Annotated in this window: 19 protein-coding genes and 2 pseudogenes; 10 read left to right on the forward strand and 11 right to left on the reverse strand. The window is 55.7% G+C overall.

Annotated elements, in window-relative coordinates; all coding sequences use genetic code 11:
* Positions 1 to 173: 173 nt before the first annotated feature.
* The 3 genes from ACWAU0_RS13540 to ACWAU0_RS13550 are packed head-to-tail and all read left to right on the forward strand — an operon-like array spanning position 174 to position 7,749.
* Positions 174 to 2,324 carry a TonB-dependent receptor plug domain-containing protein gene (locus ACWAU0_RS13540; protein ID WP_458136981.1) on the forward strand — a complete coding sequence of 717 codons (2,151 nt, stop codon included), beginning with the start codon at positions 174 to 176 and terminating at the stop codon, positions 2,322 to 2,324.
* Between the two features lie 50 nt (positions 2,325 to 2,374).
* On the forward strand, positions 2,375 to 3,319 hold the full coding sequence (locus ACWAU0_RS13545; RefSeq protein ID WP_205450872.1) for an ABC transporter substrate-binding protein: 945 nt from the start codon (positions 2,375 to 2,377) through the stop codon (positions 3,317 to 3,319).
* A gap of 5 nt (positions 3,320 to 3,324) precedes the next feature.
* On the forward strand, positions 3,325 to 7,749 hold the full coding sequence (locus ACWAU0_RS13550; RefSeq protein WP_458136982.1) for an EAL domain-containing protein: 4,425 nt from the start codon (positions 3,325 to 3,327) through the stop codon (positions 7,747 to 7,749).
* Between the two features lie 52 nt (positions 7,750 to 7,801).
* Here ACWAU0_RS13550 and ACWAU0_RS13555 read toward each other — a convergent pair whose 3' ends face one another.
* Entirely contained in the window at positions 7,802 to 9,055 is a 1,254-nt protein-coding gene (locus ACWAU0_RS13555) for a hypothetical protein (protein WP_458136983.1), read from the reverse strand.
* A gap of 74 nt (positions 9,056 to 9,129) precedes the next feature.
* Positions 9,130 to 9,414: a hypothetical protein gene (locus ACWAU0_RS13560; protein WP_101054980.1), complete on the reverse strand. Its 285-nt coding sequence runs from the start codon at positions 9,412 to 9,414 to the stop codon at positions 9,130 to 9,132.
* Positions 9,415 to 9,620: 206 nt separating this feature from the next.
* Here ACWAU0_RS13560 and ACWAU0_RS13565 point away from each other — a divergent pair, with 206 nt between their 5' ends.
* Positions 9,621 to 9,782: a hypothetical protein gene (locus ACWAU0_RS13565; RefSeq protein ID WP_458136984.1), complete on the forward strand. Its 162-nt coding sequence runs from the start codon at positions 9,621 to 9,623 to the stop codon at positions 9,780 to 9,782.
* A gap of 99 nt (positions 9,783 to 9,881) precedes the next feature.
* On the opposite strand, the gene ACWAU0_RS13570 is transcribed toward ACWAU0_RS13565, so the two are convergent.
* Together ACWAU0_RS13570 and ACWAU0_RS13575 are read right to left on the reverse strand one after the other, a co-directional pair.
* On the reverse strand, positions 9,882 to 10,184 hold the full coding sequence (locus ACWAU0_RS13570; protein ID WP_458136985.1) for a hypothetical protein: 303 nt from the start codon (positions 10,182 to 10,184) through the stop codon (positions 9,882 to 9,884).
* 9 nt (positions 10,185 to 10,193) lie between these two features.
* Positions 10,194 to 10,883 carry a glutathione S-transferase gene (locus ACWAU0_RS13575; protein WP_458136986.1) on the reverse strand — a complete coding sequence of 230 codons (690 nt, stop codon included), beginning with the start codon at positions 10,881 to 10,883 and terminating at the stop codon, positions 10,194 to 10,196.
* 145 nt (positions 10,884 to 11,028) lie between these two features.
* On the opposite strand from ACWAU0_RS13575, the gene ACWAU0_RS13580 reads away from it, so the two are divergent.
* Positions 11,029 to 12,621, forward strand: a complete 1,593-nt coding sequence (locus ACWAU0_RS13580; protein WP_458136987.1) for an ABC-F family ATPase — start codon at positions 11,029 to 11,031, stop codon at positions 12,619 to 12,621.
* 38 nt (positions 12,622 to 12,659) lie between these two features.
* Here ACWAU0_RS13580 and ACWAU0_RS13585 read toward each other — a convergent pair.
* From ACWAU0_RS13585 to ACWAU0_RS13595, 3 genes and pseudogenes are all read right to left on the reverse strand, one after another.
* Positions 12,660 to 12,875 (reverse strand): annotated as a pseudogene (locus ACWAU0_RS13585) (cupin domain-containing protein); the annotation flags it as partial.
* A gap of 192 nt (positions 12,876 to 13,067) precedes the next feature.
* Positions 13,068 to 13,499: pseudogene (locus ACWAU0_RS13590) on the reverse strand (cupin domain-containing protein); the annotation flags it as partial.
* A gap of 5 nt (positions 13,500 to 13,504) precedes the next feature.
* On the reverse strand, positions 13,505 to 14,122 hold the full coding sequence (locus ACWAU0_RS13595) for an RNA polymerase sigma factor (protein WP_458136988.1): 618 nt from the start codon (positions 14,120 to 14,122) through the stop codon (positions 13,505 to 13,507).
* Positions 14,123 to 14,287: 165 nt separating this feature from the next.
* On the opposite strand from ACWAU0_RS13595, the gene ACWAU0_RS13600 reads away from it, so the two are divergent.
* From ACWAU0_RS13600 to ACWAU0_RS13620, 5 genes are all read left to right on the forward strand, one after another.
* Positions 14,288 to 14,563, forward strand: a complete 276-nt coding sequence (locus tag ACWAU0_RS13600) for a hypothetical protein (RefSeq protein WP_458136989.1) — start codon at positions 14,288 to 14,290, stop codon at positions 14,561 to 14,563.
* Positions 14,564 to 14,575: 12 nt separating this feature from the next.
* Positions 14,576 to 15,259, forward strand: a complete 684-nt coding sequence (locus ACWAU0_RS13605) for a DVUA0089 family protein (RefSeq protein WP_458136990.1) — start codon at positions 14,576 to 14,578, stop codon at positions 15,257 to 15,259.
* 92 nt (positions 15,260 to 15,351) lie between these two features.
* Positions 15,352 to 16,992 carry a DUF4331 domain-containing protein gene (locus tag ACWAU0_RS13610; RefSeq protein WP_458136991.1) on the forward strand — a complete coding sequence of 547 codons (1,641 nt, stop codon included), beginning with the start codon at positions 15,352 to 15,354 and terminating at the stop codon, positions 16,990 to 16,992.
* 60 nt (positions 16,993 to 17,052) lie between these two features.
* Positions 17,053 to 18,222 (forward strand): tetratricopeptide repeat protein, encoded by a 1,170-nt coding sequence (locus tag ACWAU0_RS13615; protein WP_458136992.1) that lies wholly within the window; start codon positions 17,053 to 17,055, stop codon positions 18,220 to 18,222.
* Between the two features lie 122 nt (positions 18,223 to 18,344).
* The gene (locus ACWAU0_RS13620; protein WP_458139230.1) at positions 18,345 to 19,475 is read left to right on the forward strand and encodes a HupE/UreJ family protein; all 1,131 of its coding nucleotides are present in this window, start codon (positions 18,345 to 18,347) and stop codon (positions 19,473 to 19,475) included.
* Between the two features lie 88 nt (positions 19,476 to 19,563).
* Here the strand turns inward: ACWAU0_RS13620 and ACWAU0_RS13625 are convergent, their stop codons facing one another.
* From ACWAU0_RS13625 to ACWAU0_RS13640, 4 genes are read right to left on the reverse strand one after another with little or no spacing between them, the layout of a single operon-like run.
* Positions 19,564 to 21,837, reverse strand: a complete 2,274-nt coding sequence (locus ACWAU0_RS13625) for an FUSC family protein (RefSeq protein WP_205450840.1) — start codon at positions 21,835 to 21,837, stop codon at positions 19,564 to 19,566.
* On the reverse strand, positions 21,834 to 22,991 hold the full coding sequence (locus ACWAU0_RS13630; protein ID WP_458136993.1) for an HlyD family secretion protein: 1,158 nt from the start codon (positions 22,989 to 22,991) through the stop codon (positions 21,834 to 21,836). The genes ACWAU0_RS13625 and ACWAU0_RS13630 overlap by 4 nt, the downstream gene beginning before the upstream one ends.
* A 15-nt stretch (positions 22,992 to 23,006) precedes the next feature.
* Complete coding sequence (locus ACWAU0_RS13635) at positions 23,007 to 23,456, reverse strand: YtcA family lipoprotein (RefSeq protein WP_240348019.1); 450 nt, start codon at positions 23,454 to 23,456, stop codon at positions 23,007 to 23,009.
* Positions 23,443 to 23,913 (reverse strand): MarR family winged helix-turn-helix transcriptional regulator, encoded by a 471-nt coding sequence (locus ACWAU0_RS13640; protein WP_205450832.1) that lies wholly within the window; start codon positions 23,911 to 23,913, stop codon positions 23,443 to 23,445. Before ACWAU0_RS13640 ends, ACWAU0_RS13635 begins: the two co-directional genes overlap by 14 nt.
* Positions 23,914 to 23,964 lie beyond the last annotated feature (51 nt).

Below are 23,964 nucleotides of genomic sequence, written 5' to 3' on the forward strand. Positions count from 1 at the left end.
TTGTCTCTGCTATCCTTTCGGCTGTGCCGGAAAACCTGGAAGAATTGATCTGAGTTAATCGATAGGCTGAAAATTAACAAACATCGCCCGCTCCTTGGTATCCTTCGGCAAAATTAGCCCCAGTGTTAATGCATAACTTCCGAAATAACTAGAATTCCAAACTGGAGTTAGCCATGTTGGTCCGCCCGCTGTTTGTCACTTGTTGCGCTTGCCTGATCAGTGCGTCCACGCATGCGCAACCGGTTTCCACGGAAGAGGAAGAAAGAGCTTTGTCGCAAATCTACGGCACCGAGGATATGGTCAGTATCGCCAGCGGTTACAAACAACCGATTTCCAAAGCCCCGTCGATTGCCACCGTTATCACGGCCGACGACATCAAACAAATAGGCGCCACCGACATAGACGAAGCGTTGGAAAGCGTGCCCGGCCTGCACGTCGAACGCAACACGATAGGCTATAACCCGATTTACACGTTTCGCGGCATTTATTCGCAGTTCAATCAGCAAGTGCTGATGATGATTAACGGCATCCCGATCACCAATTCCTATACCGGCAGCCGCAGCGAGGTGTGGGGCGGCATGCCGATCCGCGACATCGCCCGTATCGAAATTGTGCGCGGGCCGGGATCGGCGGTATACGGTGCCGATGCCTTCGCCGGGGTAATCAACGTCATCACCAAAACCAAACAGGACATTGAAGGTACTGAGGTCGGCGGCCGGGTCGGAAGCTTCGATACCTATGACGGCTGGGCCTTGCATGGCGGCGAATGGGCCGGTTTTGACGTTGCCTTGGCTTTCGAATACCACAAGACTGCCGGGCAGGACGCCAACGTCGATGCCGACCTACAAAGCCAGTTTGATAGCTTGTTGGGGACCCGCGCTTCGCTGGCGCCGGGGCCGTTGAACATGTCGCGCGACAATCTCGACGCCCGATTGGATTTGTCGCGCGGCCATTGGCGGTTTCGCGGCGGGCTGCAACACCGCAGCGATTTCGGCAACGGCTCCGGTATCGCGCAAGCCCTGGACCCGGTCAACCGTTATGCCAGCGACCGTTGGAACGCCGACGTCACTTACCATAACGCCGACATCGAAAACTGGGATTTGACGACGCAAGCCAGCTATTTCGAAACCAGTCAGGAAATCGAGCGCAATCTGACGCTATTTCCGGCCGGCACTACCTTGCCTATCGGCGCCAACGGCCAGATCGGCGCCGGCGCGCCGGTGACGTTTCCCAATGGTTACATCGGCAACCCTGAGGTGTGGGAACGCCATGTCCGCATCAGCCAGACCTTTGCTTACGGCGGTTTTCAGGGACATCAGTTACGCAGCGGCATCGGTTTTAATTACGACAGCCTGTTCAAGGCACGGGTCAGTCAGAATTTTGGTATCGATCCCGCCACCGGCGCGCCGATACCGTCGCTGCCGGGGATTCCGCTGACCGACGTTTCCGGCACCTCCGCGACCTTCATTCCGGAAGTGGATAGGAAAGTGGCATACCTGTTTTTACAAGACCAATGGAATTTTGCCAACGACTGGAGTTTGACCGCCGGTGCTCGTTACGACCGCTATTCGGACTTCGGCAATACCTTCAATCCGCGCGCGGCCTTGATCTGGGAAGCCCGCTACGATTTAACGGCAAAACTGATGTACGGTTCGGCGTTTCGGGCGCCGTCGTTTCAAGAAATGTATATCATCAACAACCCGGCGCAACTCGGCAATGCCGCCTTACGCCCGGAAACCATGGAAAACGTCGAGCTGGGCTTCGACTATCGGCCGACGGACAGCCTGCGCCTGGGTTTGAATTTCTTTAACTTCTGGTGGAAGGACATCATCCGTTTTGTACCGGATGCCAATGCCACCACTTCGACGGCGCAAAATACCGGTGTCCAGCAAGGCTACGGCACCGAACTGGAAGCGGAATGGCAGGCCGCCGACACTTTGAAAATTATCGGCAACTACGCCTATCAACGTAGCCGCGACCAGGCTCTGGATCGTGATAGCGGGTATGCGCCGCACCATCAGGTCTATCTGCGTCTGAATTGGGAGTTTTTGCCGGATTGGCAGCTCAGTCCGCAAGCGAAATGGATAGTGGGCCGCGACCGTAGTTTCGGCGATACCCGCAAGCCGGTCGCGGATTATACTTGGGTGGATGTGACGCTACGCCGGCAGAATTTGGCCAAGCATCTGGAAGTGGCGTTTTCGGTGCGCAATCTGTTTGATGTCAGTGCCCGGGAACCCAGTCTGGCCGGCAATCCGGCCGCCATTCCCAACGATTTGCCGTTGGCGCCGCGCAGTTTTTACGGCGAAATCAGTCTTCATTTTTAGCCGAGGCGCCGTTGCTTGGGTCTTGCTTACACCGTAGTTCGGGAGTCATTTTGTTCTATAGACTATTTTTTCAGCTGGGGTTGGCCTTATGTCTGCTGTGGCCTTTTTGCGGTGGCGCCTGGGCGCAAGCGCCGACCGTTGCCATCGTTTATCCCGATGTGCGCGAGCCCTACCGCTCGGTGTTCATGGAGATCGCGCGCGGTATGGAACAGGAGCTGGGTAAGCCGGTTGGGCATTACCTGCTGAGTGAGCGCGACAAGTCGGTCGAAAAATTGATTCAGGACCTGAAAAGCGACAGGATCGATGTGGTCGTGACTCTGGGCCGCGCCGGTTTGGCGGTCGCTAAATCGGTATCTTCCCAATTTCCGGTGGTGATAGGGGCGACCATGATCCGGCCGGACGAAGTGCAAGGTTTGGCCGGTATCAGTCTGACGCCGGCCCCGGAAGCGATGTTCGACCATTTGAAAAAATTGGTGCCGGAGGTGAAAAAAATTACCGTGATCTACGATCCTCGGCAAACCGCTTGGGAGATCGAGCGTGCCGGACGGGCGGCTCTGGAACGTGGCTTGACGCTGGTGGCGCAACCGACCGGCAATTTACACGATTCCTCGGATCAGTTCCGGCAGATTTTGCTGGAGATTAAAGACAACTCCATTGCCCTCTGGCTGCCGCGCGAAAACGCCGCCATGGACGAGCAATCCTTGTTACCGGAAGTACTGCGCGAAGCCTGGGAGAAAAATTTCGTGGTGTTTTCCAGCAATCTCGACCATGTGCGCAAAGGGGCATTATTTTCCTTATACCCGGACAATTTCAGCATGGGCCGCAGTTTGGCCGGTCTGGCCGTCCAGCAAGTACAGGCGGGCGGCAAGTTCGAATCGGTCGAATTGCTGCGGGATTTGCTGGTGGCCGTTAATTTACGCACCGCGGAACATCTGGGTTTGCGTTTTTCCAGTCAGACACGCCGCGAATTCGCGATGGTTTTCCCGGTCCCTTAAACGCAATGAAGCGTTTGCGATGGCCCAGGTTCAAGCGGGCGAGCTTCCTGCAACAGCTGGCCGTGACCTTTTGTTTCGGTCTGGTAGTGATCTCGATACTGTCGGCATTCGGCATTTCCACGCTGTCTTACTACATCGTCCGCGATAAATGGGTCGCCCAAGGCCTTCAATCCACGGAAGCCTTTGCGGCACAGAGCACGCTGGCTTTGCTGTATGCCAGCCGGGAGAACGCCGAGGAGCCGGCCCGACGCTTCCTGGCGTTTCCCGATGTGCACGGCGTAGCCATTTACAACAACGCCCTGGAGCCCTTATTCGAACGCGGCGAACCGGCCATGCCCGCTGCCGACGCGGCGCGCTGGCCGGAATCCCTGGCCTTGGTGCATGAGAACGAACAAGCCTGGTATTTTGCCGCGCCGGTATACGCGCGTAACACCGCGGAGCAAGAGGCGTCACCGTTCGAGGCGCAAACGCCGACGCCGGAATTGGTCGGCTACGTGCGCTTGGTGATGGGCAAGCAATCGCTGAATGTCATGAAAGAAAAAATTCGCTGGACCACTTTGATGGCCTCCAGCGGCTCGGCCACGGTGTTTCTGCTGTTTTTATTGGCGATGTCGCGGCGCTTGACTTTGCCGATTCAACAACTGGCGCTGAGGATGCGTAAGGCCTCGGCCGGCGCGAAAAACGTGCGGGCCCGGTTGAGCGGGTCGCGCGACATCATCGAAATGGGTGAAGCCTTCAACACCATGATGGCGGTGTTGGAAACCCGGGAAAAGCAGTTGGAGCGGGCTCGTGACACGGCTTTGGAATCGGCGCGCCTGAAGGGCGAGTTTGCCGCCAATGTCAGCCACGAACTGCGCACGCCGCTGAATGCGGTACTGGGTATGCTGGAGTTGCTGCAGGACATGGGGTTGACGCCGAAGCAACTGGAATACTCGATGGTAGCCCGCAACGCCGGCGAAGCACTGTTGAAGTTAATCGAAGATATTCTGGATTTCTCGCGCATTGAATCCGGCATGATGAAGCGGCAGCCGGTTGACTTCGTGCTTTACGAAACCTTGGACGAAGTCGTGGAATTGATGTCTGCGCAGGCGCACCGAAAAAATCTGCAGCTCACCTACTCGCTAGCCGACGATATACCGCTGGTGTTGAACGGCGAAGCGTCCAGGGTGCGGCAGGTGCTGATTAATCTGGTAGGCAATGCGCTGAAGTTTACCGAACAAGGCGGCATCACCATTGATGTGCACACCGAAGCGGCGGAGAGCGATACCATCCCGTTGCGGTTTTGCGTGACCGATACCGGGATGGGTATACCCGAGGCGGCACAAACCAGTATTTTTGATGCCTTTGTCCAGGCCGACGGCTCCAGGACCCGTCATTACGAAGGCGCCGGCCTGGGATTGGCGATTTGCCGGCAGTTGGTGCAACTGATGGGGGGGCAAATCGGCGTCCAAAGCCGGGAAGGGCAAGGTAGTTCGTTCTGGTTTACCGTACCCTTCAATCCGCCGCGCGGTACCGAGGGCATCTCTGAGGCTCGGCAAGCCTATTTCGCCAATCTGCGGATATTGGTCGTGACCGAGAACGACAAAATGCGCCAGTTTTTGGCGCAAAGTCTGGCGCGTTGGAAAATTCACTACCGGCATAGCGGCTACGGCATCAAAGCCGTGGATATGTTGCGTTCCGCCAATGATCAAGACCAGGCGTATCATTTTGTCATCATCGATCTGAGAGATGCCGGCGATGCCACTTGGGTGGATATGATCGTTGACGATCCGGCGCTGGCCGATGTCAAAATCGTGTTGCTGTCCGACCCCGTTAATGCCGTCAATCTGCCGCGCTTGCCAAACGTGGCCGCGCAGTTGGCGAAACCGGTACAGGTTTCCAAACTGTACGATTTCATATTAACCGCCGGTCAGGATTATCAGGAACCCGCGTCCGACTTGGCGCCCGAGGTCGAGCAAAGCGTCGTGCTCGGGCGGCGGATATTGATCGTCGAAGACAACCGTGCCAGTCAAATGGTGGCCGCGGGCATGCTGGAGCGGCTGGGTTGCCGCTACGAAATCGCCGGCTCCGGCGTCGAGGCCTTGTCCTGGCTGGAGCATCAGGCTTTCGATTTGATCCTAATGGACTGCCACATGCCGACTATGGACGGCTTTGAGGCGACTCGACGCATCAGGCTGCTGCCCGAACCCGTGGGCCGGCTGCCCATCGTGGCGATGACCGCCAACGCTCAGCAAGGCGATAGCGATTTATGTCTGGCGGCCGGGATGGACGATTATCTGGCCAAACCGATCAAGCTGAAGCCGTTGCGGGAAAAACTGCTGAGTTGGTTCGAGGGCAGGCCGTACCTGACCGCCGAGCCGCTCTCGCCGGAGCCGTCGCTGGAGGCGCTGGATCACGTGGTTTTACGGCAATTGCGCGAGGAAATCGGCCAGGGTTTTGTGAAGATGGTGGGCTATTATCTGGAAGACGCGCCGGCGCAAATCGAGCAAATCGCCCAGGCGCTGGCGACGGACAATCACGCGCAATTGCGTGAATCGGCCCATGGCCTGAAAGGTGCCAGCCGCAACCTGGGCGCAGAAAAGCTGGCGCTGATCGCCCGGCAACTGGAAGAGCAGGCGGCTGAAGCGCAGATTGAAAACGGCGAGGCCTTACTGCAGCAATTGCGCGACGAATACCGGTTCATCGAACAACTGTTGAGTTTGGAAATAGGCGCGGAAACGGCTGCTGACCCGGTCCCGCAGGCCGGCCCCAGAATTCTGGTGGCGGACGACGATAGAGCCATGCGGTTTGCCTTGCAAGATGTTTTGGAGAAAGATGGCTACCGGGTGGATTTGGCCGGCACCGGCCGGCAGGCGCTGGCGTTGTGCCAGCGGCAAATGGCGGATTTGATCTTGATGGACGCGATGATGCCGGAAATGGACGGTTTCGAGGCCTGCCGCAAAATTCGCGCGCTGCCCCATGGGGCGGAGGTGCCGATACTGATGATTACCGCTTTGGAAAACGACCATTCTGTGGAATTGGCTTTTTCGATAGGGGCTAACGATTACATTCCCAAGCCGATTCATTTCGCGGTGCTGCGTAAACGTATCGCGCATTTGTTGGAAGCCAGCCTGACGCAGCGGACCTTGAATCGCCTGGCTTACCACGATCCCTTGACCAATCTGGCCAATCGCACGCAATTCATCGACCGGCTGAACTCGGTGATCGCCGTCAGCGCGGATCAAAATCAGCTGCATGCCGTGCTGTTTCTGGATTTGGATAGATTCAAACTGACTAACGACACTTTGGGGCACGATGTCGGCGACCAGTTGTTGAAAGCCGCGGCAGAGCGGATTCAAGGCTGTGTGCGGCGGGAAGATATGGTGTCCCGGTTCGGCGGCGACGAATTTACGCTGCTGTTGGAAAATATCAGCACTCCGCAAGTCGCTGCTGCCGTCGCCGACAAGATCCGTATCGCCATCGCCCAGCCATTCGCGCTAATGGAGCAAGAGTTTTACGTCAGCTCCAGTATCGGCATTTCGCTGTATCCCGCCGACGGCGCCGACAGCGGTTTGCTGATCAAACACGCCGATACCGCGATGTATCGCGCCAAGGAGCAGGGCAATACCTATTGTTTTTATGAAGATAATATGGAATTTGTCGTGTCGACCAAGCTGCGTCTGGAAAGCGACTTACGCCGGGCGCTGCAACGCGACGAATTTTTTCTTCACTACCAGCCGCAAATCGATCTGGATTCCGGGCGGATCGTCGGCGCCGAGGCGCTGATCCGCTGGCGACATCCTGAATTGGGCTTGATTCCGCCCGATCAATTCATTCCGGTCGCCGAAGAAATCGGCCTGATCGAGGCGATAGGTGCGTGGGTGTTGGGCGAGGCGTGCCGGCAGAGCCAAATTTGGCGGCAAAGCGGCTATCCGGCGTTCACGATGGCGGTCAATGTCTCGGCGCGGCAATTGGATCAGGAAGACTTTGTCGCGCAAGTTATCGACATCGTCAATGAAACCGGCTTGCCCGCCGAATACCTGGAATTGGAGTTGACGGAAAGTTTGTTCATCCGCAATCCGGGACGGAAGCGGGCTATCCTGGCCAAGCTCAGGGAAGCCGGCTTGCAAATTTCGATAGACGATTTCGGCACCGGTTATTCCAGTTTGAACCAACTCAAGCAGTTTGCCTTCGACAAGCTGAAAATCGACCGCTCATTTGTGGCGAACATACCCGACGACGCAGACGCCGCCGCGATTGTGATGGTGATTATTTCCATCGCCAAGATCCTCAAATTCAAGGTGATAGCGGAAGGCGTGGAGACCGAGCAGCAGGCGCAATACTTGTTAAGAAACGACTGCGACGAGGCGCAGGGTTATCTGTTTGGCAAGCCGATGGCCGCCGACGAGTTTACGGCCTTGTTGGCGCGAGCAAAAGTGGCCGTGGGTTAGTCATCAACCGTTTGCGGGGGCTTCGCCGGCCAGCCAGATTTTCGCTCATCCATCATTCCCGGTTCACCGGTAAGGCCGCGATACGCCGTTCTATGTCTTGCATCAGTTGTTTGTACGCTTCGCCGTCGGTACCGCCAAAACGGCGGATAAACTCGGCTTCGCTTAGCGATTCCGGTAAATCGGCGGTAGCCGGCATCATTTGATTTTCATCGGCGTTGGCTAATATTGATTGGATTTTCCGTGCCAGCGCCGGACTGGCGACAGCTTGTTCGCCCATGCGCGTGCCGGCCCGGTCGGCGGCGAGGTCGTTAAACGAAAAACCGCTGCCGCCGCGCGAATCTTCTATTTCCTTAAACAAACCCACCGCGTCGGCCAACGGGGTGCCGGAATAGGCCGCCAGCATCGCCGAAACCAGGTAATGTTTCGCTAGGTCGTCGCGGCCGTTCAGCGTTATTTGGCGCCAAATCGGGCGGGGCCACAGTCTGGATTCCGGGAGAATTTTCGTCAGGCGCTGTTGATTGGCATAAAGTGTCAATATCAGAATCAATGCCCGGTTTTCCTGAATCGGGTCGTTGCTGGCGCTTCGTTGTGCGGCCAGCTGAAACAGTGGCTTGCTGAAATCAGTGAGACTGAGGCTTTTGTTATCTGTCCGGCTTAGTTCCGCTAAATGTCGCTGATAAGCCTGCAGACGCTGCTGATCATCAGGCGTTAGCAAGGCGCCGCGCAATTTGCCGGGCAAGTCAGCTTGCCAACGATAGGTTAGCGTCAGGCGCTGGGGTTGAAACAGCACATGCTTGACAATATCGGCGAAGGCTTGCCGATCCGCTGCCGGTTGCAAGGTGTTGAGCGCCCATTTCACCAAGGGTTTGGCTAGCATGCCGGGCAGCCGGAGTTGCCCCAAAGACAGGTGGTCCACTTCCGGTAAGTCACTGGTTTGCTTAAGCGCCAGCGTCAAATTCAGATATTGGCCTACAGGATTTCGAGGTAAGGGCAAGCTGGCGTCGATGTGGGCGCGGCCTTGATAGAGCCGTAAACCCGCTACGCCGTTAGCGTATTGATTGGCTAGATAATTGATCGCCAGGTCCAATTCCTGTTCATCCAGTGCCACTCGGGCGATCGCGCCGGATTTTAGACGGCGCGGATCGTTTTGCCGAAAAATCAATTTGCCGCGGGCAATTTGTGCCGGTGTCAGGTCGGCTCGGGTTTGTAATTTTGGCTTGTCATCAATTGCCAGCCATAGCGCCATTCCCGACAATACAGGCAATAGCAACACCGCCAGCAATACGCTTTTTGTAATCCATTTCATCGGGCGTTCTGTTCAATCCTTGCTGTGGACCATGGTCGTGTTAAATGCTTAAAAACCTTAGGGCAGGCGTTGGGCTAATGTGGTTTGTTGCGCTGTTCTTCATACGCGGAAGGACTGACGCCGGCGCTTGCCAGATATTCGCGCAGATGTTTGACTTCCTGTTTAGTGCATATGCCGCTGTGGTGTGGATGATGCAACACGCCTTCGACATTATTCAGTATCACGCGAAAGCGCGCGCCATGGCTGGGTTGCAGGTTGGCGCCCAGGTGATGCAACAGCGATTCTATTTCCCGCCAATGGATGTTACCGCTAAGCGGATCCTGGAATATGGCGCGCAGTAGATTTAAATGGTGGCTCATGACTACATCCTCCTGCATCAATATCGGTAGCTTAAGTTTGAACCGAGTTGAGGTTCAATTTGGCTGGTGAAGGGTGGTGTGCAACTAAATTTGTTTCAAAATAAGAAACAAATAATGCAATAAATGCCTTATTGTAAATAAACAGCAAAGGTTTATAGTTAAACCGTCTTCAATGAATCGACTGAAACCCAGTCAAGGTGGAAAAAATGAACCAGTCAAGCAATCTGTATAAAGACATTGTCACCGGATTGTTTTTTGCAACCGGTATGTTCAGCTTCCTGTCCGGTCAGTTTGTTCTTTCCACTCTGTTTTTTGGCGCTGCTTCGCTGTTTAGCAATATCCAAGTGGCTAAACCGGTTCGATTTTAAGTTTTTTCGTAGTACCTCCTCGTTGTAAAGCTACACATTCCACAGCCTCCACCCTGCTCAAGGTGGAGGCTTTTTTTGTTGTTAACGGAGCGTTATTCCTCAGTCGGAATCGGATTTTTTTGAGGTGTCCGAGACCACTGTATATTCGGCTTCCAGGCTTTGCTCGTCGCCCCGCGCATTTTTAAGTTTTCGCAGCAACCACCAGCCTCTGATGCCGATTATCGCTACCGGAATCAGCAGTAAGGCAAAAAACGCCGAAAACACCACTGTGCCCAATATCGCGCCAGCGATCATTGCCGGAATGCTCAGCAGATTGTATAGCTTGCTCTGCGGCGGTGACTCGAGGCGGGGATGTGCGCCGGAGCCGTCGATGCGGATGGTTTTTCTGTAAATTTTTAACATGTCGGGCACCTATTGAAATGGGCCGAGGCCGGCCTCGTACCCGAAAAGGACTAACGGGTCGTCAGTTTTCCAGGGCGGGTATTTTCGCATAACCGCTGCAAACAGATTGGACCTTAAAAAAGTGTCCAGCCATTGTTGCAGGGCTGGATACGGCGAACTTTCAAACCACGCATTATCCACTGCAGCAAACTGGCGGATAAATGGTAGCGTGGCGGCATCTGCCAGGCTGAAAGACTCGCCGCATAAGAATTTGTGCCGCTGCAAGCGCCTTTCCAGCTCGGCTAAAAACACCTCGCCTTGTTGACGATAATCGGCTGGTGTTTGTTCCGGATAGCGGTCTGCGTATTTGTAACGGTCTAAATAGTATTTGAAATCGCCGTCGTTCCAGTCGATTAATCGCTGCGTATCTTCCGGCGCTTGGTTTAGCCAGTCATGCGGATCGTGTTGCGCCAAGGCCCACAGCATAATATCCAGACTTTGTTCGATGACTCGGCCGTCGGGCAACAACAGCACCGGCACCGTGCCTTTCGGCGAAATGGCCAGCATGGCTTCGGGTTTATTGCTGAGTTCGATCTCTCTGAGCGCGACGCTTACTCCCGATACGGCAATGGCCAAACGTGCCCGCATCGCATAGGGACAGCGGCGGAAACTATACAAGATCGGGTAAATTTGTTCTGTGGTGGCGGGCGGTGTGTTCATGTGGGGATTGTCAGTGACACATTACTGTAAATGATCGTCGATTAAAGTCTGGTAAAATAACCGATTTTCGCGCCAACTCATTTATTTCGTCACAAGCTTCAAGCGGCGGCGACGCTCTTTTTACTCTTAATCTTCGGACACTCTCTTGATTTCTACCGCCAATATCACCATGCAATTCGGGGCTAAGCCCCTGTTTGAAAACGTTTCCGTCAAATTCGGCAACGGCAACCGTTACGGCTTGATCGGCGCCAACGGCTGCGGCAAGTCTACCTTCATGAAAATCCTTAGCGGCGACTTGGAACCCACCTCGGGCAACGTCAGCATAGACGCCAACGAGCGCGTGGGTATCTTGCGCCAAAACCAATTTGCCTACGAAGAGCAAAGAGTGCTGGACGTGGTGATGATGGGCCACGCCGAAATGTGGGCTGCGATGTCCGAGCGCGACGCCATCTACGCCAATATGGAGGCCAGCGAAGACGATTACATGCGCGCCGCCGATCTGGAAACGGTATTCGCCGAATTCGGCGGCTACACTGCCGAAGCCCGGGCCGGTGAATTATTGCTGGGTTTGGATATTCCGCTGGAACAACATAACGGGCCAATGAGCGCGGTGGCGCCGGGCTGGAAATTGCGGGTGTTGTTGGCGCAAGCCTTGTTCTCCAATCCCGACATCATGCTGCTGGATGAGCCGACCAACAACCTGGACATCAACACCATCCGTTGGCTGGAAAACGTCCTTAACGAGCGCAATTCGACGATGGTGATCATCTCGCATGACCGGCATTTCCTGAACAGCGTCTGCACCCACATGGCCGATCTGGATTACGGCGAATTGCGGGTGTATCCGGGCAATTACGACGATTACATGACCGCTGTGACCCAGGTACGCGAGCAATTGTTGGCCGGCAATGCTAAGAAAAAAGCCCAGATCGCGGAACTGCAAACCTTCGTGGCGCGCTTTTCCGCGAACGCTTCCAAGGCTAAGCAGGCTACATCGAGGGCGCGGCAGTTGGAGAAAATCAAGCTCGACGAAGTCAAGCCGTCCAGTCGAGTCAATCCGTTTATTCGTTTCGACCAAGCTAAAAAACTGTACCGTTTGGCGGTGGAAGCTAAAGATTTGGCCAAAGGCTACGGCGCGGAGCCCTTGTTCAAAAACTTGAACATGATGATCGCGGTCGGCGAGCGGGTGGCGGTGATCGGCCCTAACGGTATCGGTAAATCGACTTTATTAAAAACCCTGGTCGGCGATTTGACGCCGGACAGCGGCGAAGTGAAATGGGCGGAGAATGCCGACGTCGGCTATTTTGCCCAGGATCACGCCGAGGATTTTGCCGAAGACATGCCGCTGATCGAATGGATGGGCCAATGGCGCAAGGAATCCGATGACGACCAAACCATTCGTGGCACGTTGGGGCGGTTGCTGTTTTCCAATGATGAAATCAACAAATCCGTGAAAGTGATTTCCGGTGGTGAGCAGGGCCGGATGCTGTTCGGCAAATTGATTCTGCAAAAAAACAATGTGATGGTGTTGGATGAACCCACCAACCACTTGGATATGGAATCTATCGAATCGTTGAATGCGGCATTGGAAAATTATCCTGGCACCTTGATTTTCGTCAGCCACGACCGCGAGTTTGTCTCGTCACTGGCGACCCGTATCATCGAACTGACCCCGAACGGCATCGTCGATTTCAGCGGTAATTACGAAGACTATTTAAACAGTCAAGACATCAACTAAGGCTAAGCCGCCAGGGTATTCCGGCGCGGATAAACCGTTCAGTAATCTCTGCCGCCGCGCACGAACAGCGTCGCACCAATGTCGGTATAGACCTCGCGGTGCGCGCTGCCGGCCGGCGCCAATTGGTAGTCGCCGGCGCGCAGCAAGAGGTCGTCGATAAACAAATCGCCGTCCAGCATCATGCATTCCTCTTCCAGACGATGGTCGTGTGCCGGGCATTTGGCGCCGGCCTCCAAGCGGTAAAAGCTGGATTCGCGTTCCCCGTCCTGCCACAGCGGTTTTTTCCAGACGCCGGGGGCTATTTCCTGCCAGTCGTCTATTTGCTTGGTAAACACGCTAAACGACTCAGCCTTGCCAAACGGCAGCAGACCGCCCAACACTTCCCGCAATACCTCGCGGTTATCGCCCAGCGATGTACCGCGCAAATAGGCCAGGGCGCCATTCGTCGAACTTATCCCGCCGTGCCGGCTGCCGGCCGGCGCTGCATGGTAATCCAAGGGGCCTAGCCGCAAGTCGCCCATTTGCAAATCGCCGTGCAAGACGATGCCTTCTTCCAGACAGTTGTGCCGATGCGCTATCAGGCTGGCGCCGGGGGCGAATTCGATCAACACCGAATGGCCTTGCAGGCCGCCGTCCCAGAGTGGTTTGACACGGATGCCGGTTTTCAGGGCTTGCCAGACGCCGTGTCCTGCGCGCACGGTGAGTAAGCCGGCCTGTTTGGCAAGGCTGGCCGTGACTTGCTTCATTAGGCCTTGGCGTAACGAATTGCGGCGTGCGCCGGCAACCGGAATCGGCGCCAAACCGTCTGCCAGCAGCATTTCGAGTTGCTGCAAGTCGGTGGCGTCTGCACTATCCAAAGGCGGGAATTTGTCTGTCATATTGCTTAGTTAACCTCGCCGGTATCGGCTGTCAAAAATTGCTGCATCGTCTGTAGGGCCCGACGGATATGCGACTTGACGGTACCCAAGGGCAAACCGCTGCAAACGGCGATTTCGTCGTGGCTCAAACCCCGGAAAAACGCCAACGACAGCAATTGCCGGGGCAATGGGTCCAAAGCCGCCAGGGCCGTTTGCAAGCGATGGCCTTGCTGCACTGCTGATAGTAAATCCGGCGGCATTTGGTCGGCTGGGGCTTCAATCAACACCAGAGCCTCCGGTTCCAGCTCGCTTAGATTGCCGTCCAACTGCCGCAAGGCGTCCAATGCGCGGCTGCGAGCCATCGTCATCACCCAGGCTTTTACCGAACCGCGTTCGGCATCGAAGCGCGGCGCCTGCCGCCAGATCTGCCAGAACGTATCTTGTACCACTTCCTCAGCACACTGCGCCCGCCTGGTGATCCGCAACGCCAAACCGTAGACCTGATCGACCAAGGTGTCGTACAACTTGCCCAACGCGGCTTGATCCTGGTCCACGACGCGGCCAAGCCATTCCCGTAATAAGGCTTCGTCGGCAGGTGTTGTTGGTTGTCGGTTCTCGTCATCGTTCAAATCGCTATCCGCCATCGCTCTCGTGTCCCTTTAAAAAGCTATACGCTGCATCGGTTGGTTTGGATGCACGGCGGTGTGGGGGATAACGCTTAAAGTGTGAATCAAGCGACATAAGGCATAGGGACTTTTCTTGGTTTGCCGAGATTTGGTGGCCGCATCTAAGGGGCGCAGAGAGTGGGGGTGGCTCACTATAAAACAGCGGTTTGCCTATGGCAAACAGTCAAGCGGCCGATTTTGCAAGAGGTTAAGACTCGTGTGGTTCGCTATCGAAAGATGCTGATGTGCCAAGTACGAACCAAGCCCGTTGTACAAACACTGCCACCAATATTTTTTACCTGTTTTGCATCCACTGCCGAGTTTGCCGCGTATCAGTCATCGCAAGCCGGCGCGAATGCCGAGTATCGCCATCCGCATCTGGAATCCGTCGCCGGCTTGCCATTTCTAACCACAGACTGAGAGGAAACCACGATGAAAAAGCTATTTCCGGTTGCGTTGTTGGGCGCCTGCCTGGCAGCAGCCACGGCGGTTGAGGCCGCTGACTTTGATTTTAACGGCAACTTTGCCAACGATAACGATAAGTTGAGCTTTGCCTTTTCACTCGGTTCACCGGGCACGGTAACCTTGTTTACCTCGTCCTGGCTGGGCGGCGGTTTCGATCCGATTTTGACGCTGTGGGACGGCTTAGGCAACCAACTGGCCGAGCAGGATGACGGCGGCTTGGGTGGTAACCAATTGTCGAACGGGGTTAATTTCAATTACGGCGAATTCGACAGTTATTTAGCCATCAATCTGGTCGCCGGGAATTACCTGGCGACCTTGACGCAATACGACAACTTTTCGGTCAGCACCGCGTTGGTCGATGGGTTTTTACGGGACGCCGATCCGCAATTTACCGCGGCCTTCGGTTGTTCCAATGGCCGGTTTTGCGAAGGTTCGTTAACCGATAGCCATGGTGATCCGGTGGAACCAAATCGCACGGCAGCTTGGGAATTACACATTATGAATGTCGCCAATGCTCAGATCGCCAGTGTGCCGGAACCGCCCACCCTGATGCTGCTGAGCTTGTCAGGCTTGTTTTTGCTTGGAGGCCGGCTGGGCAAGGCTAGATCCACGGCGCGAGCCGACGCGGCAAGCCCAGTCCGCTTGGCATAAATTCTATTTACCCGCATCCGTTTGCCGATTTCCCGCGTATTCCCTAACGCAGCTGCTTGAAGCTGCGGCTTTAATTAATGAGGAATTAGACTATGAAAGACTTACACCACTACAGCCGTTGGCCGCTGACCATGTTCGCCAGCGCTTTATTGTTGATGGGCGGCCTACCGCCCGTTGATGCGGCCAATCACCGCGAAGCACCGTTAACCGCATTGGATACCAAGGCCGACATCACCGATTGGTACGCTTTCGTTAGCTATAACGATCCCAGCAAGGTAACGATGATATTGAATGTCGATCCCTTGCTGGAGCCCAGCAACGGCCCGAATTATTTTCCGTTCGATCCGGAAGTTCTGTATGAAATGAAGGTGGATAACAATTTCGACGCAGATGAAGACATTACCTTGCAGTTCAGGTTTAAAACCGAAACCCGCTTGCCCAGCGTGTTTACCGGTTTTGTCGGTGCCGGCACCGGCATTGTCGCCCCGGCCAATTCGCCGGCTCCGGTCGCGCCAGGCAGCTTGATCGTGCCGCCGGCGATTACCGCATTGGATGGCCCTGGCTCGGAAGGATTGGGTTTGCGGCAGAGTTATACGGTGACGCTGATCAAGGGCAAGGGCGCCAATCGCCAAGTCATCGATCTAACCAATCAGCAAAAGCTCTATGCCGTGCCCTCCAACGTCGGACCGCGCACCATGCCCAACTACCAAAATCTGGCCAGCCAAGGGATTTACGATTTAGGCGGCGGGGTTAGCGTGTTTGCCGGTACCGTCGACGATCCGTTTTACATCGATTTGGGCGCGACTTTCGATACCTTTAATTTCCGGTCCGGCGCGTCCGGCGCCGGTGTGCCGGGCGTGTTTGCCGAGAACCAAAATGATGCGGAAAACCAAAACTTCGCGTCGGACGATGTGGCCGGTTACAACGTTAATTCCATCGCTATCGAATTGCCTATCGCCATGCTCACCCAAGACGGCAAGCAACATAGCGCCGGCGAGGCCTTGGCGGTGATCGGCACTTATGCCATCACTTCGCGGCCGCGCACCAAAGCGTATGCAGACAGACCAGGCGGCAAGCCTAAACTCGCCAATGCCTATGTGCAGATTCAGCGCATGGGTAATCCCTTGGTCAATGAGGTGTTAATCGGTACCGGCGACAAAGACCGGTTCAGTATGAGCGAACCCAAGGACGACGCTAGTTTTGCCGGTTATGTGTTGGATCCGTTATTGGCCAGAGTCGTCAACGCCGCATACGGCGGTGCGGTGCCGATTCCGGCGCCGCCCAGGGTAAATCCGGCCAATCCTAGTTTTGATCTGGGCCCCTTGGTGTTTTATGCGGCGCCCATTTGCCCCGGCTGTTCTTCAGCCCAACGTGGACCAGTGGCGGATTTGCTGCGCTTGAACACCGGCATCGGCCCCGCGCCTGTCAGCGCCCGCAAACGCATGGCATTTCTGGCGGGCGATAGCGCCGGCTTTCCGAACGGGCGGCGGGTGTCCGATGATGTGACCGATATTGCCGCGCAAGCGGTGGTTGGGGTGTTGAATCCGGCATTCAACAGCTTCCCGAATAACCGGGTCGCCGATGGCGTTAACACCAACGACAGAAGCTATCAGGAAGTATTTCCGTACGTGGCCTTTGCCAATAGTGGTCGGCAAAGCCGTCATGTCGATCCTGGCGAATCCGGTTGTTTCGATGCTGTTTCCTTAGCTGTGGGTAGTTGTCCAAATAATTAGCAGAGGTCAGGGGGCGGCTGTGCTCGCCCCCTGTCTGGTAAACATCCAAAGGAGGAGCCGATGAAACACTGGCTTACATTAGGTTTGGTAATGTCTGTTGCTGTGTTCAGTGACGCCGGGGCACAAGCTTATTTACCCAAAACCGATGACGAAATCGTCGAAGTCTTGCCGGCCAGGGGCAACAGTTGGCTGGAAATTCGTGACTTGCGCAAACAAGTCGCGGCTCAGCCCCATGACTTGGAACCGGCTTTAGCTTTAGTCCGGCGCTATATAGAACTGGGCCGCGCTGAATCGGATCCGCGCTATTTCGGTTATGCGGAAGCCGCATTGACGCCTTGGCTGGCGGTAGCGCCGCCGACAGCCGAAGTGCTGACGTTGCGAGCGACCTTGTTTCAAAATCGCCACGAATTTCCGGCGGCCCTGGACTATTTGCATCGGGCTTTGGCGCGTCAGCCGCATTTGGCACAAGCCTGGTTGACGCGGGCGGCCATTTTGGAAGTGCAAGGCCAACACGCCGAAGCGCTGAACAGTTGCATACCTTTGCTGAAATTAGCTGAGCCGCTGATTAGCCAGGTTTGCCTGAATTCCATTCTGAGTGTTTCCGGCCAGCTCGACGCTGCTTATCGCCAGTTGGCGCGCGCAGTAAGCACTGCGCACAGTCCCGCACCGGCAGATCAACAATGGGCCTTGACCACGCTGGCGGAAATGGCCGAGCGCATGGGCAATACCGATGCGGCCGACCGTTATTACCGGCAGGCGCTACAAATACCGCGCCGCAATGGTTATCTGTTGGCTACCTATGCCGATTATTTATTGGACCGGAATCGTTTCCAAGACGTGGTGGAATTATTAGCCAACGATACGCGCGCCGATGGCTTATTACTGCGCCTGACTTTAGCCGAAATAGCACTGCGGCTGCCGACTGCCGCTGTGCATATAGATGCGCTGACTGCTCGCTTTGCCGCCAGCCGCATGCGCGGCGATAGCAGTCATCAAGGCGATGAGGCGCGCTTTTTATTGCATGTGCTTAATCAGCCTGAATCGGCGCTGGCGCTGGCGCAAAAAAATTGGGACGCGCAGCGCGAGCCGCGGGATGCGCGCATTTTCTTGGAAGCAGCGCTGGCGGCCGGCAAAAATCCGCAGCCGCTGCTGGCTTTTTTAACCGAGTCCAAATTGCAAGATGCCCGATTGCAAACGCTGCTCGCGCAAATTGGCGGGGGCAGAATATGAACGGGCCAGCGAAATTCATCGCCCTCTTAGATACTTTTTGCCCTGAATCTCCAGGCTGCACTCAAGGCAGGCTTGTCGAAGGTTCGGCCCCGCCAAGCTTTGAAAGATTAAGCTCGAACGTGATGATTTGGGCCGGTTTGATCATGGTCTTGCTGCTGACAGCAAGTTTTAGCGCTTTTGCCCATAAGGCCAGCGATAGTTACATGACGGTGCAGGTTGACGGGCAGCAAATCTCCGGGCAATGGGATATTGCCTTGCGCGACCTGGATTATGCCTTGGGTTTGGATGCCAACGACGACGGTAATATTACCTGGGCCGAGTTGCGAAATAGTCGGGATGTTGTGTATGCCTATGCGCTGAGTCGTTTGCAAATGACGACGGCTAAGCAAGTCTGTTCGCTGCATGCAGGAGATTTACGAGTGGACGAACACAGCGATGGCCATTATGCCGTATTAGATTTCCAGACGATTTGTCCGTCTGCGTCCGCGCCGTTGTCCATAGACTATCGCTTGCTTTTCGATCTCGACCCACAGCATCGCGGGCTGATAAGCGTCAAGCATGCCGCTAAAACCGACACTGCGATCTTTAGTCCTGACCAGCAACGTAGCGAATTTGTGCGGGACGCAAATTATGCCGGGTGGCGGACCGTGGCGCGATTCGGCTACGCCGGGCTATGGCATATCTGGATCGGCTTTGACCATATTCTATTTTTGTTAAGTCTGTTGCTGCCGGCAGCTTTGGCGTGGGAGCAGGGAGCTTGGCAGCCAAAACCAGGCTTTAGACCGGTATTTTTCGACGTGCTGGGCGTGGTCACCGCTTTTACGTTGGCGCATTCTCTGACCCTGAGTCTGACCGTGTTGCACTACATTACCCTGCCGTCCCGCTGGGTGGAATCGATGATTGCCGCGTCGGTGGCGTTGGCGGCGCTGAATAATATTTATCCGCTGTTGGTAAAACGCCGTACCTGGTTTGCCTTTGCTTTCGGCTTGATCCACGGCATGGGCATCGCCAGCGTGTTGCTAGATATGGGTTTGCCGGATACGCAGCGGTTGTTACCGCTATTGGGTTTTAATTTGGGCGTGGAAGCAGGGCAGTTGGCGATTGTCGGCGCGGTTTTGCCGTTGATAGTGGGCTTTAGCCGCTATCGCTATTATCCGCTGCTGGTCATGAAAACCGGTTCCGCTTCCATCGTCACCGTGGCTTTGGTCTGGCTAGCGGAACGGAGTCTGGATTTTCAGATGAACATATTTTGAGCAACTTGGCGTATATCGCTGCGGCTTACTTATCGTCGCTCCAGCCAGGGCGGGAGACCAGTGGCTATAGTGGATTCGTAGGGTAGTCTTATTGAAAATCAAGGTACGGCGCGGACTTTTGCGTATATGAGTTGGCGGCCAGCACTGCTGTTTCGATGCGAGCTATCAGCGCCACAATTTGCTCGTCCAGCATAAAGCGTAGCTGCCATTCCACCGCCAAATCGTCTGCCAGATTGTCGATACCATGATGTTCGGTATAACTTTGCTTTAGACGTGCTTGGTGCTCGGCAAGCTCGACGGGTTTGCCGACTGGTTCGCCTTGCAGGAGGCTGGCGGCATATTCCAGGGCGGTTGTCAGCGCGGCATCGAAGGCCCGGCTGAGTTGTTGCAATTCGTCGGGAAAATGACTGAAGCGCTGGCCGCTGAGTAAACGGTAGCGTTTGCGGACTTGTAACAAACCGGATAAATGGCCGGCGTCCCTGACAATAGTCCGCAGCGCCGCTCGTTCATGCACTTTTTCGGCTAAGCGCGCATCCGGTTCCAATACCGCGTGCGCCAATAAGTCTTGCGCGGCGGCCAGCTGTTTTTCCGCCGATAGCCGTAAGGGTAAGGTGTAAGTAAAAAGCTGGCTGACATCGGGTAGGCGGCTGGTGAAATTGGCAAGGGTGCGTAACGCCGCAATGCTGTGATGGCGCGCCAGCACTGTCGAGCGCCGCGGCCATAGCGCGTAATCGATAACGCCCATCACGATCAGTCCGAGCAAAATGCCGATGACCCGGTCGCGCGGCAGATACAGATCGGTGACTTGACCGAAATCGTGCAGCACAAACAACGCAAACGAAAACCCCAGCTGCCGGCCCAGGTAGGCGATGCGTTCGCTGCCGGCGGTAATCCAGGCCGCCAAGGCCCAGAACGGCGCTGTGGCGAAAGCAAAGCCGACCACGGTATCGAGCTGAGATTGAAAGACCAATACGTAAAAATAAGCGCAAATGCCGCCGACAGCAGCGCCCGTCACCCGCAACAGCGAGAGCCGGTAGTCGGCGCCGAGACTGGTTTGCGCCGCGACCAGACAGGTGGGAATCGCGGTGTTGATGTCGGGCCAGTCCAGGCTTTCCACGATCAGCATGCACAGGATCGCGCCCAGTGAGAATTTGATACCAAATTGCACGCTGTCGGCATGGCTGGCCCAAAACTCGTAACCCAACCAGGCCGGCAGCCAGCCATGTTCAGGCTTATCGTCGGATTCCTGGTCGATGTCCTTACTGTCCGCAGCATCCAAAGGTTGATGTAAAGCCTGCATCAAACCGGCAATGCGTTGCAAGGCCCGCCACAAGGCGGTTAATAGCGAAGGATTCGATTCTCGGGCATAAGCTTGCAACACTTCCTCGTTTAACAAGCCCGTGACGTCTGCGGATACATCGCGTGATTCCGCCAGGCCTTGTCGCAAATGGGCGCAGGCGGTTTGTAAGGCCCGATAAACATTTAATTTTTCCGGCGTCAGCGGCTGGGCTCGATATTCCGCGGCCAACACTTGATTCAGCCAATCCGCCAACTGCCGCAGACCGTCAATTTCCAACAGCAGTGCCCGGTAAATCTGGTGGCGTTCGTGCAAACCGGGATGGATCAATTCGGCGTTGGCTAACAAACCCAGCAGTTTGCCGAGGCTGCCGGCAGCGGCATGCATAGAGGCATCAGGTCTGGGGCTATACGCGCCGGCATCGGCCAGACGGACGCTGAGGATGTATTCCACCGCTGCCAACTGCGTGGCAATCTCGGCTTTTAACAGTTTCAGCGGGTCTTGCGGTTTGATGGTCAGGTGCACGACCGTCCAGGTTCCCAGCGCCAATACGCCGATGATCGGGATGTTCCATAAGGCATGGTAAATATTTTCATCGGGCGTGCTGGGGCTGTACAGCACCGCCACCGAATACCATAACGCGATGCCCGTGGGCCAAGCGATCAGCCGGGCGTGGAACAGCGACAAGGCCAAGATGACGAACGACAGCGGCAACAATAACCAAGGGTCGTTGCCGGCCAGCATCAGGGTCAATACCGATACCAAGGTCGTGACTATCAGGTAACCGAGCTGGCGTATACCAAATGCCAGGGATTGGCCGGCGTTGGCGTAAGCGTCGTAGCTTAGGCAAATCAAGATGGAAATTGCCCCCAGCGGTGGGATATGCAAGGTTTGGCTGACGAGTGCGATTGTCAGGGTGACGACGAATAAACGCAGGGCGGCGACGCGCCGTGCCGGTGTATCTTTGAGTTCGGCGGTTAGGAATTGCCCCAGGCTGGTGCCAAACCAAAGCCGGTTGGGTTTTGACTGTGTGCTTGAACCAGTCCGGCTGTCGCCTCGGGTCATGACGGCGGCAGAGCTGTACCGGTTGCGTCGGCAGTGACTTTCCGTACCGTCACAAACGCGGTCATGCCCATACGGAGCGGATGCGCGGGGTCATGCTGTTTAATCTCGATTCTTACCGGAAAACGCGAAGCCAGAATGACCCAGTTCAGCGTGCGATCTATCTCCGGCAACACGCCATGCTGTTTGATATTGTCGGGCGAATTGGCCCAGCCGATCCCGGTCACCACGCCGCGAAAGCGCTTGCCCGGATAAGCAACCAGAAACACCTCGGCTTCCTGGCCGGGTTTGATCGACTGCAAATAAGTTTCCTTGAAGTCGGCGATCACATACCACTGGCGGTCATCGACCAAAGCGAACATTTGCGTACCGGCCTTGGCGTATTCGCCTTCGCGGGTATTCAAATTGGTGACGTAGGCATTGAAAGGCGCTCGCACGTAACAGTATTCCAGATCGAGCTCGGCGGCGGTGACCAGGGCTCTGGCGGCTTCGATACGGGCATTGACGTCGCCGACCTGGGCGACTAACGATACCGCTCGCCGGCTATCGCTCTTGGCTTCCTCGATGGCACTGCGAGCCGACAGTTCTTTAGCTTTCGCATCCGCCAGTTCGGCGCGCGAAGCCGCATAACGCGAGCGCGCCTGTTTGAGCTGGTCGGCGGTGACGTATTGCTTATCCGCCAACGGTTCCAGCCGTTCCAGATAGTTATGCAGATATTCGTCTTCCGCCTCGATTTTTTTCACTTCGGCACTGGCGGCAGCGCGCTGGTGTTCCAGGCGTTCGATAGCCATTTCCGCGGAACCGCTGGAGGCGCGCCGGGAATCCACGTCTTTTTCCGCCAGCAGCAATTCGGCCTTGGCTTTGTCCAATCTGGCCTGATAAGGCTGCGGGTTAATCACATACAGCAAGTCGCCTTGTTTGACGTACTGATTGTCTTGTACATGCAGTTCCACGATGCGGCCGCTGACTTCCGGCGCGATGCCGACGATGTTGGCCCGCACCATCGCATCGTTGGTGCGCGGATTTTGATAGTTGATATGCCAAACCAGCGAGCCGGTCGCCACCGCACCCAGCACGATGGCTATGCCAATGAGGCGACCCAGCAACATCCGATTTTTCAGGCTTAACCCTTGACTATCGTTTTGACTGTTTTCCATCAGGCACCGCCGTTTTCATGCTGCATAAAACACCAGCCAGATGCTAAAGGTGCACAAAGCCCACAGGCTGGGGGCGATCAGCAGCGGTGGCCCCAAATGCGGTGCCAGGCGATAGTGTACCAATTGCCACATCAGCAGCATGCTGGCCGCCAGCCCGCCGAGGATGCAGATGATCCAGGCTGGCCAGAACGAACCTTGCACGCTGAGCAGCGGATCGCACGCGGTCAGGAAAATCGGGAGACTCGCCGGGAAAAACGTTTTAAGGGAACCTCTAAACATTCCCTCGCCCTTAGGGAGAGGGCTAGGGGGGTAAGTAATTGATTTTAATTCCCTCATCCCAACCTTCTTACGTGAGGAGAAGGAGGTGTTTTTATTTTTAGAGGCCCACTTAAGTAATGGCCCGGAGATCATTGTGCGCTTCACTTCAAACGTATAAAGATTTCGGTACTCGTTAGAATTCATCATCGACTTGTTCGATATGATTGCCGCGAGCGGCGATGACCGCTTCATGCAGCCGCTGTAAATCCGCCTCCAGTCTTTCGATGTCCTCGGGCGCATAATCGTCGAATAGGCGGCCGATATGGGCCAAATGCTCGGGAAAAGTTTGTTCGTATACGGCGCGGCCCGCATCGGTCAGGCGGATGATCTGGCTGCGGCCGTCTTTTTTTGAGGCCAACCTTTCCACTAGGCCCTTGTCCTCCAAACGGCTGACTACGCCGGTGAGCGTGCCTTTGGTAATCAAGGTTTCTTCGCCAAGTTTCTTGGGCTGCATGCCGGCGGTTTTGCCTAGCGTGATGATGACATCGTATTGCGGCAAGGTTAATTCGAGCCGGTGAACGTGGCGGGCCGCATAAGACAAAAAGGCCTGGTGGGTGCGGAGTAACTGGCGCAAAACGGTTGGAAAGGTAGAGTCGGAGGACATAATGTGAAAATAATTGTTCTAATTAGGATTCGATGATAACCGTAAGCTCAT

The organism is Methylomonas sp. Uni0009, assembly GCF_054188105.3.

What these genes read in the sequence shown, in the direction of transcription:
- ACWAU0_RS13605 (WP_458136990.1), top strand. Translation starts at nt 14,576, where the DNA reads ATGAAAAAGCTATTTCCGGTTGCGTTGTTGGGCGCCTGCCTGGCAGCA.
- ACWAU0_RS13565 (WP_458136984.1), top strand. Translation starts at nt 9,621, where the DNA reads ATGAACCAGTCAAGCAATCTGTATAAAGACATTGTCACCGGATTGTTT.
- ACWAU0_RS13610 (WP_458136991.1), top strand. Translation starts at nt 15,352, where the DNA reads ATGAAAGACTTACACCACTACAGCCGTTGGCCGCTGACCATGTTCGCC.
- ACWAU0_RS13615 (WP_458136992.1), top strand. Translation starts at nt 17,053, where the DNA reads ATGAAACACTGGCTTACATTAGGTTTGGTAATGTCTGTTGCTGTGTTC.
- ACWAU0_RS13570 (WP_458136985.1), bottom strand. Translation starts at nt 10,184, where the DNA reads ATGTTAAAAATTTACAGAAAAACCATCCGCATCGACGGCTCCGGCGCA.
- ACWAU0_RS13625 (WP_205450840.1), bottom strand. Translation starts at nt 21,837, where the DNA reads ATGACCCGAGGCGACAGCCGGACTGGTTCAAGCACACAGTCAAAACCC.
- ACWAU0_RS13540 (WP_458136981.1), top strand. Translation starts at nt 174, where the DNA reads ATGTTGGTCCGCCCGCTGTTTGTCACTTGTTGCGCTTGCCTGATCAGT.
- ACWAU0_RS13630 (WP_458136993.1), bottom strand. Translation starts at nt 22,991, where the DNA reads ATGGAAAACAGTCAAAACGATAGTCAAGGGTTAAGCCTGAAAAATCGG.
- ACWAU0_RS13555 (WP_458136983.1), bottom strand. Translation starts at nt 9,055, where the DNA reads ATGAAATGGATTACAAAAAGCGTATTGCTGGCGGTGTTGCTATTGCCT.
- ACWAU0_RS13575 (WP_458136986.1), bottom strand. Translation starts at nt 10,883, where the DNA reads ATGAACACACCGCCCGCCACCACAGAACAAATTTACCCGATCTTGTAT.
- ACWAU0_RS13550 (WP_458136982.1), top strand. Translation starts at nt 3,325, where the DNA reads ATGAAGCGTTTGCGATGGCCCAGGTTCAAGCGGGCGAGCTTCCTGCAA.
- ACWAU0_RS13620 (WP_458139230.1), top strand. Translation starts at nt 18,345, where the DNA reads ATGATTTGGGCCGGTTTGATCATGGTCTTGCTGCTGACAGCAAGTTTT.
- ACWAU0_RS13595 (WP_458136988.1), bottom strand. Translation starts at nt 14,122, where the DNA reads ATGGCGGATAGCGATTTGAACGATGACGAGAACCGACAACCAACAACA.
- ACWAU0_RS13640 (WP_205450832.1), bottom strand. Translation starts at nt 23,913, where the DNA reads ATGTCCTCCGACTCTACCTTTCCAACCGTTTTGCGCCAGTTACTCCGC.
- ACWAU0_RS13635 (WP_240348019.1), bottom strand. Translation starts at nt 23,456, where the DNA reads ATGATGAATTCTAACGAGTACCGAAATCTTTATACGTTTGAAGTGAAG.
- ACWAU0_RS13560 (WP_101054980.1), bottom strand. Translation starts at nt 9,414, where the DNA reads ATGAGCCACCATTTAAATCTACTGCGCGCCATATTCCAGGATCCGCTT.